General features: G+C 69.0%; 15 protein-coding genes. 3 read left to right on the top strand and 12 right to left on the bottom strand.

Annotated features, from left to right (window positions below; all coding sequences use genetic code 11):
• Window positions 1-23 precede the first annotated feature (23 nt).
• The 5 genes from NFU04_RS12165 to NFU04_RS12145 form a co-directional block, all read right to left on the bottom strand.
• Window positions 24-1,187, bottom strand: coding sequence for a glycosyltransferase family 4 protein (locus tag NFU04_RS12165; RefSeq protein ID WP_251309689.1), 1,164 nt, complete (start codon window positions 1,185-1,187; stop codon window positions 24-26).
• Window positions 1,188-1,280: 93 nt separating this feature from the next.
• Window positions 1,281-2,174: a M23 family metallopeptidase gene (locus NFU04_RS12160; protein ID WP_251309687.1), complete on the bottom strand. Its 894-nt coding sequence runs from the start codon at window positions 2,172-2,174 to the stop codon at window positions 1,281-1,283.
• Entirely contained in the window at window positions 2,129-3,007 is an 879-nt protein-coding gene (locus NFU04_RS12155; RefSeq protein WP_251309686.1) for an acyltransferase, read from the bottom strand. Before NFU04_RS12155 ends, NFU04_RS12160 begins: the two co-directional genes overlap by 46 nt.
• A 146-nt stretch (window positions 3,008-3,153) precedes the next feature.
• A complete protein-coding gene (locus NFU04_RS12150) occupies window positions 3,154-5,106 on the bottom strand; it encodes an acetoacetate--CoA ligase (protein WP_251309685.1) in 1,953 nt (650 codons plus the stop codon).
• Between the two features lie 94 nt (window positions 5,107-5,200).
• Window positions 5,201-6,091 carry a LysR family transcriptional regulator gene (locus NFU04_RS12145; RefSeq protein ID WP_251309684.1) on the bottom strand — a complete coding sequence of 297 codons (891 nt, stop codon included), beginning with the start codon at window positions 6,089-6,091 and terminating at the stop codon, window positions 5,201-5,203.
• 121 nt (window positions 6,092-6,212) lie between these two features.
• Here NFU04_RS12145 and NFU04_RS12140 point away from each other — a divergent pair, with 121 nt between their 5' ends.
• Both NFU04_RS12140 and NFU04_RS12135 read left to right on the top strand, forming a co-directional pair.
• Entirely contained in the window at window positions 6,213-6,911 is a 699-nt protein-coding gene (locus NFU04_RS12140; protein ID WP_251309683.1) for a CoA transferase subunit A, read from the top strand.
• Window positions 6,912-6,986: 75 nt separating this feature from the next.
• The gene (locus NFU04_RS12135) at window positions 6,987-7,646 is read left to right on the top strand and encodes a CoA transferase subunit B (RefSeq protein WP_251309682.1); all 660 of its coding nucleotides are present in this window, start codon (window positions 6,987-6,989) and stop codon (window positions 7,644-7,646) included.
• Window positions 7,647-8,022: 376 nt separating this feature from the next.
• Here NFU04_RS12135 and NFU04_RS12130 read toward each other — a convergent pair whose 3' ends face one another.
• The 5 genes from NFU04_RS12130 to NFU04_RS12110 form a co-directional block, all read right to left on the bottom strand.
• Window positions 8,023-8,790 (bottom strand): VOC family protein, encoded by a 768-nt coding sequence (locus NFU04_RS12130; RefSeq protein WP_251309681.1) that lies wholly within the window; start codon window positions 8,788-8,790, stop codon window positions 8,023-8,025.
• Window positions 8,791-8,928: 138 nt separating this feature from the next.
• Window positions 8,929-10,098 carry an acetate/propionate family kinase gene (locus NFU04_RS12125; RefSeq protein ID WP_251309680.1) on the bottom strand — a complete coding sequence of 390 codons (1,170 nt, stop codon included), beginning with the start codon at window positions 10,096-10,098 and terminating at the stop codon, window positions 8,929-8,931.
• A 30-nt stretch (window positions 10,099-10,128) separates the two neighbouring features.
• On the bottom strand, window positions 10,129-11,079 hold the full coding sequence (locus NFU04_RS12120) for a bifunctional enoyl-CoA hydratase/phosphate acetyltransferase (protein ID WP_251309679.1): 951 nt from the start codon (window positions 11,077-11,079) through the stop codon (window positions 10,129-10,131).
• Window positions 11,080-11,222: 143 nt separating this feature from the next.
• The gene (locus NFU04_RS12115) at window positions 11,223-11,498 is read right to left on the bottom strand and encodes a GrxA family glutaredoxin (RefSeq protein ID WP_251309678.1); all 276 of its coding nucleotides are present in this window, start codon (window positions 11,496-11,498) and stop codon (window positions 11,223-11,225) included.
• A 134-nt stretch (window positions 11,499-11,632) separates the two neighbouring features.
• On the bottom strand, window positions 11,633-12,463 hold the full coding sequence (locus tag NFU04_RS12110; RefSeq protein ID WP_251309677.1) for an inositol monophosphatase family protein: 831 nt from the start codon (window positions 12,461-12,463) through the stop codon (window positions 11,633-11,635).
• Between the two features lie 168 nt (window positions 12,464-12,631).
• Between NFU04_RS12110 and hybE the strand changes: the two genes are divergently transcribed.
• Window positions 12,632-13,042 carry a [NiFe]-hydrogenase assembly chaperone HybE gene (hybE, locus tag NFU04_RS12105; protein ID WP_251309676.1) on the top strand — a complete coding sequence of 137 codons (411 nt, stop codon included), beginning with the start codon at window positions 12,632-12,634 and terminating at the stop codon, window positions 13,040-13,042.
• 61 nt (window positions 13,043-13,103) lie between these two features.
• Here hybE and NFU04_RS12100 read toward each other — a convergent pair whose 3' ends face one another.
• Together NFU04_RS12100 and NFU04_RS12095 are read right to left on the bottom strand one after the other, a co-directional pair.
• Window positions 13,104-13,643: a response regulator transcription factor gene (locus NFU04_RS12100; protein WP_251309675.1), complete on the bottom strand. Its 540-nt coding sequence runs from the start codon at window positions 13,641-13,643 to the stop codon at window positions 13,104-13,106.
• Window positions 13,644-13,663: 20 nt separating this feature from the next.
• The gene (locus tag NFU04_RS12095; RefSeq protein ID WP_251309674.1) at window positions 13,664-14,953 is read right to left on the bottom strand and encodes an ATP-binding protein; all 1,290 of its coding nucleotides are present in this window, start codon (window positions 14,951-14,953) and stop codon (window positions 13,664-13,666) included.
• Between the last annotated feature and the right edge of the window lie 193 nt (window positions 14,954-15,146).

Genomic DNA, 15,146 nt, shown 5'->3' with positions numbered 1-15,146 from the left:
GGGCGTGAGCATCCGGGGGCCTCCTAGCGGACCGACGTCGGTAGGCGATGGGCGGGGGCCGGGCGGGCGCGTCGCACCCCCTCGAGAACGGCCAGGAAGTCATCGGCGACCCGTGACCAGCTCTGCTCGGCCACCGTCAAGCGCGCCGCGCGGCCCAGTTGCCCCCAGCGGGCCGGGCTCTGGCAGAGACGGCAGGCGGCGGCGATAAAGGCCTCATCATCCGCCACCGGCACGCCGACGCCGTTATACCCCTCCTCGATCAACAGCGCCGCCGCGGCGGTGTCGAAGGCCACCACCGGCAGGCCGCTGGCCATGGCCTCCGGTACCACATTGCCGTAGGTCTCCGAGAGCGAGGGAAAGAGCAGCAGGTCGGCGCTGGCATAGTGACGGGGCAGGTCATCCGGGGCCACGAATCCGCAGAAGTGGGCCTCGGGCAGCTGCTCGGCGAGGGCCCGGCGCTGGGGGCCATCGCCGACGATGACCTGCGCCAGGTCCGGACGCAGGGCCTGCATGGCGCGCACGCTGCGCACCAGCAGGCTCAGGTTCTTCTCCTTGGCCAGTCGGCCCACATGCAATACCACCGGTTGATGGGGCTGGGCGCCCCAGGCCCGGCGCAGGGCCGGATCGCGCAGGTCCGGCGAGAAGCGGCGGGTATCGACGCCACGGCCCATTATCGCGAGCCTGGCGAATCCCTGGGCCTCCAGGCGTCCGGCCTGATCTGGTGTCGGCACCAGGGTGGCGCCGGTCCGGTTATGGAAGCGGCGCAGCCCGGCCCGTACCAGGGGCTTGAGCAGACCCAGCCCGTAGGCGCCGGCGTAGTGATCGAAGTCGGTGTGAAAGCCGCTGGCGGTGGGAATGTCCAGGCGACTGGCCGCCGAGAGGGCGGCCCAGCCCAGGGGGCCCTCGGTGGCCAGGTAGGCCACCTCGGGACGTTGCTGGCGCCAGAACCGCTGCACGGCGCGGCGTGCCGGCCAGCCTAGGCGCACCTGACGGTAGCCGGGCAGGGCCAGGCCGGGCACCTGGAGTTCCGCCTGTATGCCCGGAAAGCGGCCCGGGGTCTCGGGTCGCGGACGAATCAGCTGCAGCTCATGCCCCCGAGCCAGCAGCTCGTCGCTCAGCCGGCCCAGGGTGTGGGCCACGCCATTGATCTCCGGGGCCCAGGTCTCGCTGACCAGACAGATACGCATCGCCTCTCCCGTGATTGTCATTCGTCAGGCCTAGCCTGAGCCTTCGCGGTGACAGGGGAGGGACGGTGCCGTGACAGTGGGGTGACAAGGCTCCTAGCGCAGCACCCGGCGTGGGTCCATGGGGCGGCCCCCCTGGCGCATATCGAACAGCAGGTCGTGGCGCCCGGTCTCGCCGTGACGCCCCACCCGGCACAGGGGGGTGCCGCGACTGACCCGGCGGCCCGCCTCGACCTCCAGGCGGTCGCACTGGGCATAGACGCTCTGCAGGTTATCGGCATGGTGGAGGATCACCACCTGACCCAACTGGCGCATGCTGCCGGCGAAGCGTACCTCGCCATCGGCCACGGCCGTGGCGCGGGCGCCGCTGCCGGTGGCCAGCAGCATGGGCTGTAGGGTGCCGCGACTGTCGGTGCCATAGTGGCGAATCACCCGGTACTCCGCCAGGGGCCAGGGCCAGTCGCGGGCCGAGGCGGGAGGCGCGCTGGTGGCGGGGCGGTTGGGCGTCGCGGGGCCTGGGGCGGGACGCCGCGCGGTGGTGACGGTCCCGCTGAGCGGCACCCGTATCACCTGGCCGACCCGCAGGCGATCGGGCCGCTGGCCGGGGTTGCCGGCCTGGATGCGGCCACTGGTGGTGCCGAAGTGTCGTGCCACCGAGGTGTAGGTGTCGCCGGGGCGAATCTGATAGCGATAGGGGCCGCCGGAGGGGGCGCGCTCGTTGGCGGTGGGAACCAGGATCCGCTGACCCACCGCCAGGCGCCGGGCATTCACGCCGGGGTTGAAACGTTGCAGGCGGGCCAGGGGGATATCGGCGCGCCGCGCGATGGCGCCCAGGGTATCGCCGCGCTGGATGGTGACCCAGTTGCCGGCGATGGGCGCCTGGCCCGGGCGGCGACCATCGCTTACCTGGCCGGCACAGCCGGCGAGCAGCAGGGTCAACAGGGTCAGCAGCAGCGCCAGGCGTCGAGGCGTCGATCCTTGTCTTGCCATAGGGCATTGAGCCATGACTGGAAGCGTTCCTTGTAGTCCGGATCCTCGTGATAATCGCCCCCTGGCATCCATTCGGGGACCTCGAGGCGTCGCGCGTGAAGACGAATCGTCCCCTCGCGGCCGCAGAGGAAGTCCCAGAAGGTCGGGTTCGGCCTGGCATAGTCCAGGGTCACGTCGAGAATGCCACTGAGCTGGTCGCCGAGCAGGCCCAGTACCTGGGCGGTGCCGCCGGCCCGCGGGCGCAGCAGATGGCGATAGGGACTCTGCTGGGCGTCATGCTTGGTCGGGGTGAAACGGGTGCCCTCGACGAAGTTGTAGATGGCGATCGGCAGCTCGCGCACTCGCTCGCACATGCGCTCGGTGGCCTGGCGATCGCGCTGTGCCAAATGGGGGTGACGCTCGCGCTGCTCGCGGCTCAGGCGACGCATAAAGGGGAACTCCAGGGCCCACCAGGCGAGGCCGACGATGGGCACCCAGATCAGTTGGCGCTTGAGGAAGAAGCGCGGCATGGGGATGCGTCGATGCAGGGCCAGTTGCAGCATAAAGATATCGGTCCAGCTGCGGTGGTTGGAGAGTACCAACCAGCGCTGATCCTGGCGCAGCCACTCGGGGACCTCGGCCTGGAGCCGGGGCCTGAGCCAGAGACGCATCCACCAGAGGTTGAGGCCGATCCAGTTCAGGGCGATGAGGTTCAGGCCCTGGAGTACCTTCAGGCGCAGGCGGTGGCCGGGGGTGATTACCTTGAGCAGGGTCAGCAGCAGCAGGGGAAGCCCCCAGAGCAGGGTGGTCAAGGTCAGCAGGAGCAGGCTGACGCTCCCCTTGAGTATTGGCATGCGCGCTCCTCGATGCGCTGAAACAACCGTGCCAATGCTACTGTAAGCCGCCCCGGCTGCCCAGCCCGGGCGACACACCCACAGCTCGTACACCGTCGGCGCTGAGGCCTGGGGTAGCCCCGAGCCTCTAGCGGTCGTTTCATCACTTAGGGCTGGCGTAGCTCGGGCAGGTCCTCGAACAGTGCCAGGGCCTCGGGATTGGCCAGGGCCTCGCGATTGGTCACCTCGCGTCCCTCGATGACATCCCGCACCGCCAGCTCCACCAGCTTGCCGGAGCGGGTGCGCGGCAGGTCCGCCACCTGGAGGATCTTGGCCGGCACATGGCGCGGCGTGGCGTGGCTGCGAATGGTCTCGCGGATGCGCCGGCACAGGGCCTCGTCCAGGACCCGGTCGTCGCGCAGCCGTACGAAGAGCACCACCCTGACGTCGTCCTGCCACTGCTGGCCGATACACAGCGACTCCAGCACCTCCTCGACCTTCTCCACCTGGCGGTAAATCTCGGCGGTGCCGATGCGCACGCCCCCGGGATTGAGCACCGTGTCGGCCCGGCCGTGGATGATCACGCCGTCCTCGGCGGTCAGCTCGGCGTAGTCGCCGTGGGCCCAGACGCCGGGGAAGCGCTCGAAGTAGGCGGCCCGGTAGCGGCGACCGTCCGGGTCGTTCCAGAAGCCCAGCGGCATGGCGGGGAAGGGGCGGGTGCAGACCAGCTCGCCCTTCTCGCCGGTGACCGGCCGGCCGGCGTCGTCGTAGACCGCCACCGCCATGCCCAGGCCGCGGCACTGTAGCTGGCCGCGGTAGACCGGCCGGACGGGGCAGCCCAGGGCGAAGCAGGAGACGATATCGGTGCCCCCGGAGATGGAGGCCAGCAGCAGGTCGGCCTTGATCTCCCGGTAGACGTAGTCGAAGGCCTCGTGGGGCAACGCCGAGCCGGTGGAGAGCAGGCTCTTCAGGGCCGAAAGGTCATGGTCGCGGCCCGGGCTGAGCCCGGCCTTGGCGCAGGCGGTGAGATAGCGGGCACTGGTGCCGAAGCAGGTCACCCCCTCCCGCTCGGCCAGGCGCCAGAGGCTGGCCCGGTCCGGCGCGAAGGGGGAGCCATCGTAGAGCACCAGGCGGGCGCCCGTGGCGAGCCCCGAGACCAGCCAGTTCCACATCATCCAACCGCAGGTGGTGTAGTAGAAGAGGACGTCCTCCTCGCCCAGGTCGCAGTGCAGGCGGTGTTCCTTGAGGTGCTGCAGCAGGGTGCCGCCGGCGCCATGCAGGATGCACTTGGGCCGACCGGTGGTGCCGGAGGAGTAGAGCACATAGAGGGGGTGATCGAAGGGCAGGAGGGAAAAGGGCGGATCGCTGGCCTCGTTATCCAGGGCCTGGGACCAGGCCATGGCGCCGAGGATGGCGTCGAGCTCGGGGGCCGCCCGGGGATCGAGAAACGGGAAGACGATCAGCCGCTCCAGCCCGGGTAACTGCCCGGCGAGCTCTGTCAGTTTGTCATGGAGGGGGATCGCCTTGCCGTTCCAGTAATAGCCGTCGGCGGCGATCAGCACCCGGGGGGCGATCTGGCCGAAGCGGTCGAGCACCCCCTGAACGCCGAAGTCCGGCGAGCAGGAGGACCAGATGGCCCCCAGGCTGGCGCTGGCCAGCATGGCGATCAGGGCATGCTCGCTGTTGGGCACCAGGCCGGCGACCCGATCACCGGCGGTGACGCCGAGCTCGCCGAGGGTCCGGGCCAGCCGGGCGACCCGGCGATAGAGCTCGGCATGGCTCAGCGGCTCGCGGCGGCCGCGCTCGTCGCAGGCCACCAGGGCGATGGCGTCGTCCTGTCGGCGCAGCAGGTTGGCGGCCATATTGAGCCGGGCCTCGGGGAACCAGCGGGCGCCGGGCATCGCCTCGGGGCGCTCCAGGACCCGCTCGCCGGGCTCGCCGATCACTCCCAGCGCCCACACCTTGCGCCAGAAGGCCTCGGGGTTGGCCAGGCTCCAGGCATGCAGATCGGCGTACTCGTCCATGGCGATGCCGCTCTCCCGGGCCACCTCGTTCATCAAGTGGGCGAGCCGAGTGGCCTGGCGATGCCGTGGGCTGGGTTGCCAGAGGGGCGTGGTCATGGCGGCCTCCCTTATGGGGTAACGTATGCCTATAACCCTAGCAGGGCGGGACGTCCTGGCCTCTCACCCTGCTATCACGCCCTGGCACACCCTGTTAGGCCATGCCCCGTAGTGGCTCGGCGAGGATCTCGCGCAGCGCCTGGGCCGCCACCGAGAGCTCCTGGCCGGCGGGGCAAAGCACCCCCACCGGGCGCGAGATGATCGGTGCCTCCAGGGGCAGGCAGCGGGCACCCAGCTCGTGCATCTGCTGGCGACACAGGGCCGGCACCGCGCTGACCCCCAGGCCGCTGGCCACCATGCGTCCCACCGTCACCAGTTGATGGCTCTCGAAGGTCACGGCCAGCTCGATGCCCTGGGCGGCCAGTTCCGACTCCAGCAACAAACGCACCATGGAGGGGCGCTGCAGGGTGATCAGGTCATAGGCCAGCAGGTCGGCCCAGCGCAGGGTACCGGCCGCGGCCAGGGGCGAGTCCGCGGGGACCACCGCGACGAAGCGATCCTCGAACAGCGGGGTAAAGGTCAGGCCCCGCTCGGCCTCGGGGGCGAAGGCGATGCCCAGCTCCACCTGGCCGCGGCGCACCATCTCGATCACCTGCTCGTTGATCACGTCATGCACCGTCACCGTGATACGCGGGTGGCGGCGGCGAAAGGCCATCAGCGCCGCCGGCAGCAGGTTACAGGCGAAGGCGGGCATGGCGGCCACCGCCACCCGCCCCAGTTGCAGGGTAAAGCGCTGGCGCAACAGCTCTTCGGTGTTGTCCCACTCCGCCAGCAACCGCTTGGCCAGGGGCACCAGGGACTCCCCCTCCGGGGTCAGGCGCACGCTGCGGGTACTGCGGATCAGCAGCGGCCCGCCGAGGCTCTCCTCCAGTCCCTTGATGGCCAGGCTCAGGGCCGGCTGGGAGAGGTGCAGGCGCTCGCAGGCCTGGGTAAAGCTCAGGGTCTGGGCCACCGCCAGGAAGGCCCGCAGCTGCTTGACGGTCATCGCCTTCGGCTCCGTGATTTATATGGCTGGTAAATTAATCCATAAAAAAAACAAACTTAACAAATATATTGTCCGGGGCAACACTGGGAGCACTTCTCCGACACCAAGACGAGGCAGAGCAATGGCCGGATTCGACAAGCGGGTCTACTCCTATGAAGACGCCATGGCGGGCATCGAGAGCGGCATGACCGTGATCGCCGGTGGCTTCGGGCTGTGTGGCATCCCCGAGAACCTGATCGACGAGATCAAGCGCCGCGGCGTGCGCGATCTCACCGTGGTCTCCAACAACTGTGGTGTCGATGGCTTCGGCCTCGGCGTGCTGCTGGAAGACCGCCAGATCAAGAAGATCCTCGCCTCCTACGTGGGCGAGAACGCACTGTTCGAGCGCCAGATGCTCGACGGCGAGATCGAGGTGGTGCTGACGCCCCAGGGCACCCTGGCCGAGAAGATGCGTGCCGGCGGCGCCGGTATTCCCGCCTTCTACACCGCCACCGGCTACGGTACCCCGGTGGGCGAGGGCAAGGAGGTGCGCGAGTTCAATGGGCGCCCGCATATCCTCGAGGAGGCCATCACCGGCGACTTCGCCATCGTCAAGGGCTGGAAGGCCGACCGCTACGGCAACGTGGTCTATCGCCATACCGCCCAGAACTTCAATCCGGTGGCCGCCACCGCCGGACGCATCACCGTGGTCGAGGTGGAGGAGATCGTCGAGCCCGGCGAGCTGGATCCCAGCCAGATCCATACGCCCGGCATCTACGTGGATCGCATTATCCAGGGCCGCTTCGAGAAGCGCATCGAGAAGCGCACCGTCCGCGACTGAGACCGGGACCCGACGACAGCGACTCCGAGTGTCCGGCATCGCCGGGCTTCTCCCCCAGACAAGAGGCAACACAGCATGGCACTGACCCGCGAACAGATGGCGCAGCGCGTGGCGCGCGAACTCCAGGACGGCTTCTACGTCAACCTCGGCATCGGCATTCCCACCCTGGTGGCCAACTATGTGCCCGAGGGCATGGACGTGATGCTGCAGTCCGAGAACGGCCTGCTGGGCATGGGCCGCTTTCCCACCGAGGAGGAAGTGGACCCGGACATGATCAACGCCGGCAAGCAGACGGTCACCGCCCGCCCCGGGGCGGCGATCTTCTCCTCGGCGGAATCCTTCGCCATGATCCGTGGCGGTCACGTGGACCTCACGGTGCTGGGCGCCTTCGAGGTGGATCAGCAGGGCAATATCGCCTCCTGGATGGTGCCCGGCAAGCTGATCAAGGGCATGGGCGGCGCCATGGACCTGGTGGCCGGGGCGGATAACATCATCGTCACCATGACCCACGCCTCCAAGCATGGCGAATCCAAGCTGCTCTCCGAGTGCAGCCTGCCGCTGACCGGTGCCGGCTGCATCAAGCGGGTGCTCACCGACCTGGCCTACCTGGAGATCGAGGACGGCGCTTTTATTCTCAAGGAACGCGCCCCAGGAGTCAGCGTCGAGGAGATCGCCGAGAAGACCGCCGGTCGCCTGATCGTCCCGGACGAGGTGCCGGAGATGACCTTCGAGTAAGGCGGTCTGCGGCTCAGACGACGCCTTCTAACAAGCAACGCCCGGGTCCGCCCGGGCGTTTGTCGTTGGCCCAGGGGTTATTGAACGCCTGATGACGAAAAACTGACCAAGTCGTGACGGTGTCCCTGCGGCTCTCGCCGGACGTCCCCTATGCAGGCCCTTTGCACAGCGTTATCCACAGAAACTGTGCATAACCCGCGGCCTCGCCGTTGAACTAGACCAGCGCGCAGCGGGTGGTGTGGGTATCGCGGGCAGCCGGTCGAGCCCCACCCGCATGTTGATTCTGTCGCCAGGCTTAGACCAGCGCGCAACGGGGGGCGTGGGTATCGCGGGCAGCCGGTCGGGCCCCTTCCGCATGTTGATTCTGTCGCCAGGCTTAGACCAGTTCGCAACGGGTATGACTGGGCAGCAGCAGTTCGGCGGCGCGTTCCTGGCCCCCGACCAGGCAGCGCTGGATCAGAGCCAGGCCACCCAGGGGAATACGGTGCTCGTCACCGTCGGCGAAGGCCAGGCGGCGGGAACCGGTGGCATAGAAGCGATACTGGAGCAGCGCCGAGACCGGGAAGATGCCGTGGTGGCGGTCGGCGTCGCCATCGAGGCCGGCCTGCTGCAGCTCGTCGTCCAGCCGCTCGATGGGGCTGCCCAGGCGATCGCAGTCGAAGCCCACATGGTGCAGGCGTGGCCCCATCACCGCCAGCCAGGCGGCGATGGGGTGGGCGGCCAGCAGCCGCTGGTAGCCGTCCCAACTGGGCATCGGCCAGGGGCGGCCGCGACACAGCAGGTTCTGGCCGCGGCAGTCTTCCCGATGGGCCTGGTCGATCAGGGCCTGGAGCTCGGCGCGCGGCTTGCGGGTCAGGGTGCCCAGCTGCAGTTCGCCCAGGGCCAGCCAGGGGCCGTCATCGGGGGGCGCCAGCAGGGTGACCAGCAGGCCTCGGTCGGCCATGGCATAGTGTTCGCAGCGGCGATAGCCGAAATGGCTCAGGGTGGGCAACAGGGCGGCCGCCGAGAAGTTGCCGTGGTTAAGGGTCAGCAGGGCCAGGTATTCCGGCGACTGTTCCAGGGGCCACAGGCGAAGCGCGCCGATCTCGGGATGCTGGTGCACATAGTCGAGCCACAGCTGTTGTAGGAATTCGTCCCGTTGCATTGCCTGGTCGCTCCTCACCCTGGTTATGGCCCGAGTATAGGTGGGCGGCGATCTTAAGCTTTCAACGAGGGGAGAACGCGGGCCCTGGGCTCGGGGCAACCCTTCGGCAAGGCGGGACGGGGCCTCTCGGCTCGCGGGCTAGCGGTTGGTCGCTCGCGTCAGCGTCATGGCCTCCCGGCGCATCTCGGCCTCCTCGTCGGTGGCCAGGACCCAGAGCCTCGGCCCGTGACCGCGGTCCAGGCGTGGCCCGTGCGCGGCATTGCGTTCGGGATCCAGCGCCACGCCCAGCCAGGCCAGCGCCTCGCAGACCCGCCGGCGAATCGGCGCGGCATGCTCGCCGATGCCGGCGGTAAACACCAGGGTATCGAGGCCGCCGAGGACCGCCACCAGGGCGCCGGTCTCGCGCACCAGGCGATGCACGAAGAGATCCACGGCTTCTTGGCAGGCCGCCTCCTGGCGGCTCAGCAGGTCGCGCATATCGTCGGAGTGGCCGGAGACCCCCAGCAGGCCGCTGTCGTGGTAGAGCAATCGTTCGATTCGCCGGATATCCCAGCCGCGCTGCTGCTGGAGGTAGAGCACGACCCCCGGGTCCAGGGCGCCGCAGCGCCGGCCCATCATCAGCCCGTCCAGGGCGGTAAAGCCCATGGTGGTGGCCTGGCTCCGGCCCCGGTGCATGGCACACAGGCTGGCGCCCTGGCCCAGGTGGGCGACGATGGCGCGGCCGCCGGCCTCATCGCCATCGAGCTCGGCCAGGCGGCGAGCGATATAGGCATAGGAGAGGCCGTGGAAGCCGTAGCGCAGGATGCCCTCCTCGCTGAGCGCCCGGGGCAGGGCGAAGAGCTGATGGAGCCGCGGCTGGTCGTGATGGAAGGCGGTATCGAAGCAGCCGATCTGGAGGGTCCCGGGCAGGCGCTCGCGGCAGGCGCGCACCACCGCCAGGGCCTGGGGCTGATGCAGCGGCGCCAGGGGCGAGAGGGCGTCGAGGCGGGCCAGGGTCGCCTCGTCCAGGATCACCGGATCGGCGAAGTCGCGCCCCCCATGGACGATCCGGTGGACGATGGCGTCGAGGCCCGTGAGTTCGTCACTCGCCGCCAGCCAGTCGAGCAGTGCCGCGGCCGCGGCGGGGGTGTCCGGCGCCGCGAGGGCCGCGGGGGGCGAGAGACCGGCGGGGGCCCGGGAGAGGCGCAGCCGCGGCGTCGCGCCGATGCGCTCGATCAGCCCGCGCAGGCGGCGCACCTCGCCCTCATAGAGCGCGAACTTGAGGGTCGAGGAGCCGCCGTTGAGGATCAGGTGCCGTGGTGCCGTCATCGCCAGTCTCCCGGGTAGGCCATAGATCGCTCACTCATCGTCCGCCGCGTCCCGGCCCTGATAATAGCGGGCCAGCAGCAGGGCCAGGGCCGCCGAGGCCAGGCGTGACTGGCAGTCGTCGGAGCGACTGGTCAGCATGATCGGCACCCGGGCCCCGATCACCAGCCCCGCCGCCTGAGCGCCGGCCAGGTGAATCAGCAGCTTGGCGATCATATTGGCGGCCTCCAGGTCGGGCGCCACCAGCACATGGGCCTGCCCCGCCACCTCGGAATGCAGGTGCTTGCCGTGGGCGGCGGCCAGCGACACGGCATTGTCGATGGCCAGGGGGCCATCGAGCAGGCCGCCCTCGATCTGGCCGCGCTCGGCCATCTTGCACAGGGCGGCGGCCTCCAGGGTCGAGGGGATGGTGGGACGCACCGTCTCCACCGCGGAGAGCAGGGCCACCCGGGGGCGATCGATGCCCATGGCCCGGGCCAGGTCGATGGCGTTCTGGACGATATCGCGCTTGGCGGTCAGATCCGGGGCGATATGCAGGGCGCCGTCGGTGATCAGCAGCGGCAGGCCATAGCTGGGCACGTCCAGCGCGTAGACATGACTCATCTGGCGTTCGGTGCGCAGTCCGGCCCGGCGGGCAAGGGTCGCCGACATCAACTCGTCGGTATGCAGGGCGCCCTTCATCAGTGCCTCCACCGTGCCCTCGGCGGCCAGGCTCACGGCGCGCTCGGCGGAGGCGTGGCTGTGGGGGGTGTCGATCAGCTCGATGCCCTCCAGGTCCCAGTCGATGGCCTCGGCGGCGGCGACGAGGCGTCGCCGGGGGCCCACCAGCACCGGCTGGATCAGTCCCTCGCGCCAGGCGGCCAGGGCGCCGCCGAGGGAGGCCTCGTCGCAGGGATGAACCACGGCGGTGCGCAGGGCGGGCAGGCCATGGGCATTGACGATCAGGCGGCGGTGACGCTCACCGGGACGGGGCTGGGCTTCCATGGTGCTGACTCCCTGGGGCGGCAATCGAGAGTCTCACTCTAGGCCATGGCGGGCGAGGGGATAAGGGGAGCGACTTGATCCAGGTCATCGGAGTGGACAATAAAAAACGGCCCCGAGGGGCCGTTGGCGAGGGACGCTGGCGCTTACTGGGCGGAGGTTTCCGGCAGCAGGGCCTGGTCGCGCACGTACTGGTCGAATTCGGTGAAGCCGCCGATATGGGTCTGGCCGACGAAGATCTGCGGTACGGTTTCCACCGGCTTGCCGATGGTCTTCTCCATGTCGGCCTTGGTGATGCCCTCTTCGTGGATATCGATGTAGCGGTAGCCCTCGATGGCCTTGGCCTCGCTGAGGCGCTCGGCGAGCTCCTTGGCACGCACGCAGAAGGGGCAACCGGGACGACCGAAGATGGCAACGAACATGAATCTCTCCTCTAGAAAAACCGGGGGTAACGAAAAACTGGCGCCATTGTCACCGATCGCCCCCCGCTTGGCCAATAGGGCCTGGCTACATCGGCCATTGGGTCGGCTTATCGGCGGCCAGGCTTCCGGGGGGATCACTCGCCCTGGCCCGGCTCATAGCGATCCTCGTCGGCCAGGCGCAGCAGCTCGCCCAGGGCGTCATGGATGGCCGGGGCGGTCACCAGCAGGTTTTCCCCATAGAGCTCCTCGTGCAGGCCGCTGGGGCAGGGGTAGAGGTGGCCGGCGCTGGCGCCGGCCTCCCGGGCGATCAGCAGGCCGGCGGCGAAGTCCCAGGGCGAGACGCTCTCGTAGTAGGCGTCCAGGCGGCCGCAGGCCACGTCACACAGGTCCAGGGCCGCCGAGCCATTGCGCCGCACGTCGCGGCACTGGTCGAGCACCGCCGCCAGGCGTCGCAACAGGGGCGCGCGGCTGTCGCGGCGATAGGGAAAGCCGGTGGCGATCAGGCTACTAGAGAGCGTATCCGCGCGGCTGGCGCGGATCCGTTGCCCGTTGAGGAAGGCTCCCTGGCCGCGCATGGCGGTAAAGGTCTGGCCCAGGAAGGGGGCATGCACCACCCCCAATTGCGCCTTGCCGTGTTCCATCCAGGCGATGGAGACCGCCACATGGGCCAGGCCGTGGGCGAAGTTGACGGTGCCGTCGATGGGGTCCACCACCCACAGCGGCCCCGACTGCTGCATGGCCTCGCGATCCGGGGCGAGCTCCTCGGTGAGCCGTGCCTCCGTGGGGAAGTCCCGATCCAGGCCATCGCGAATCGCTTCGTCCACGGCGAGGTCCACATCGGTGACCAGTTCCTGGCCCGCCTTCATGCGGGTGGAGAAGCCGTGATCGCGGCGGGCGGCGACGATCATCTCGCCGGCGGCTTCGGCCAGGGCCTGGGCGCGGGCGAGGCGTTGGGAGAGGTCCATGCTGACTCCTTGAGTAACCGGGCTTGCTTGCCAAGCCTAGCATCGCCCTTGGAATGATGGAGGGGGCGCTGTGCCCAGGCCCAAGCACGAGAGGTGTACTCACGGCGTCAGGTGTGACCTCCACGGAGGCGCCGTTATACTGGTCCCTCGATACGCCGGAGAGATGCCATGCAGGCCCTGAGCGCCGACGACTACGTCCGTTTACAGCAGCTGGCGCAGCGCTATTCGCAGCGCTTTGCCGCCGAGATTCACCGCTCGCCCCACTACAACGACCGCTTGCGGGTCGACCTGCTCTGCTTCCAGCGCTTCGCCGGGGAGTGGTGCGGGGCCCTGCTGACGCCGGTCTCGCTCTCCCTGGTGCTGGTGTCGCCGACGCCGGGGGGCTTCGATGCGGAGGCGCCGCCTCGCCGGGTCGACCTGCCCGGCGGCGGCTACCCCTTCGAACCGCTCGACCTGGGCGAGGGGGAAGGGCTGTGGTGCTGTGAGCTCCTCGACGACCTGAGCGACCTGGACTCCGCCGCCGAGGCCAGTCGCCTGGCCCAGCATCTACTGGCACGGGTCATGACCCCGGCGGAATAGCGCGGCGGCTTGTCGCCATACGGGCCGCTTCTGCAGCTTGCCCTGTCGAGGGTGCGGCGCCTTATCGCCGTACGGGCCGCTTCTGTAATTTTCGCTGCAGGGTGCGGCGGTGCATCCCCAGGGCCCGGGCGGTGGCGGAGATATTGCCATCATGCTCCTGGAGCACCTTCTGGATATGCTCCCAGGTGACCCGGTTGATGGAAGGCGGGTTATCGGCCAGCTCGGCGTCTGGGTCACCGCCCTGCTTGTCGAAGGCGGCGAGGATCTCGTCGGCGTCGGCGGGCTTGCACAGGTAGTTGACGGCCCCCAGCTTGATCGCCTCCACGGCGGTGGCGATGCTCGAGTAGCCGGTGAGCACCACCACCCGGCAGGCGGGCGCCACCTCGAGCAACTCGGGCAGCAGCTTGAGGCCGGAGTCGTGCTCCAGCTTCAGGTCCAGGGTGGCCAGGGCCGGCGGCGCCTGGCGTGCCTTGGCCAGGGCCTCCTCGGCATCGTGGGCCACCTGCACCTCATAGCCACGGCGGCTCATGGCACGCTCCATCACATGACAGAACATCTCGTCATCGTCGATGATCAGCAGTCGTTCGGGGCTCTCGCTCATGGGGTCCTCTCTCGTCGGGGTCAGGCGTCACCGGGCGCCTGGCGGGGCAGCTTCACCTCGGTCAGGGTGCCGCCCTCCTCGTGATTGTACAGGCTGACGCCACCCCCGAAGCGATTGATGGTGGAGTGGGTCAGGAACAGGCCGATCCCCATGCCCTTGGACTTGGTGGAGACGAAGGTGTCTCCCAACTGGTCGGCGATGGACATCGCCACCCCGGGGCCGTGATCGCGAATGTCGATGATCACCTCCTCGGCGTTCCAGTCGAGGCTGATGGAGATATCCTGGGGATTGGCGTCGGCGGCGTTGTTGAGCAGGTTGAGCAGCGCCTGCTCCAGGGTGGTGTCCACCGCCATGCTCGGCGTGCCGCGCCGGTCGGCGACCTCGAAGCGGTGGCTGACATCGGGGCGCAGCACCAGCCAGCGCTGGATCACCCCGCGCAGCCAGGCCACGGCGGGGGCGAGCTCGGGTTCCGCCAGGCGTCGTCGGTCGGCATTGGCCACCAGCGCCTGGAGGCGCGTCTTGCAGGTATCGACCTGCTGGCGCAGCAGATCGATATCCGCCTCCAGGTGGGGGTGTCCCGCGGCGTCCTGGCGCATCTCCTTGAGCAGTACCGCCATGGTCGAGAGCGGCGTGCCGAGCTCATGGGCGGTGCCCGCCGCCTGGGTGGCCACCGCCAGGACCTGTTCGTTGCGCAGGGCCGCCTCCCGGGTGCGCGACAGGGTCTGGTCCCGGCGCCGCAGGGCATGGGCCATCTTGAAGATAAAGAAGGTCACCAGGCTGGCCGAGAGCCCGAAGTTGATCCACATCCCCAGCACATGCAGGTTGACGTCACCGATCAGGGCGCCCGGCCCCAGGGCGCCGTGGCTGAGCTGGGGCACCGGCTCGTAGAACACCATCAAGAAGGTGTAGCCGGCCATGGCGCCGCTGGCGGTGATCCAGGCGTAGAGCCAGGGCAGGGTGGCGGCGGCGATGGTCACCGGCACCAGGTAGTAGGTGATAAAGGGGTTGGTGGAGCCGCCGGTGAAGTAGAAGAGCAGGGTCAGGCCGGTGATATCCGCCAGCAGATGGACGAGGTACTCGGTATCGGTGACCGCCCGGGGGCGGCTGAGTCGCCACCAGGTGGCGATATTGATCAGTCCCATGGCGATGATCACCGCCACCACCGGCAGGGTGCTGAGCTCGAAGCCCAGTACCTCGATGCCGAAGATGATCATCCCCAGGAACCCGGTCCAGGTGATGCCGCGCACGAAGGTCAGGCGCACCAGGTTGCGGTTGGGGGTCGATAGCGGCAGGGGCAGGGCGGCTTGCATGGGGGCTCCATCCGGTCGGTGGGCTTATGATACCGCAAGGCGCCGTGCCCCGGGCCGGCGACGGGGTGGCCGTTGCGCCTTGGCGGTGGGGCAGGTTGTCGCAGCGAGCGCCGGGTGAGGCTCGTCGCCGAATCGCGGCGCCTCCGGCTCGGCTGATCTTCGCTGTCGGTGCCGATCGGGGGGCGGGGCCATC

This window comes from Halomonas sp. NCCP-2165 (assembly GCF_023708045.1).
Lineage (GTDB): Bacteria > Pseudomonadota > Gammaproteobacteria > Pseudomonadales > Halomonadaceae > Bisbaumannia > Bisbaumannia pacifica.
Note: the sequence above shows the minus strand (reverse complement) of the source record. Positions and strands in the feature narration are given on the sequence as shown.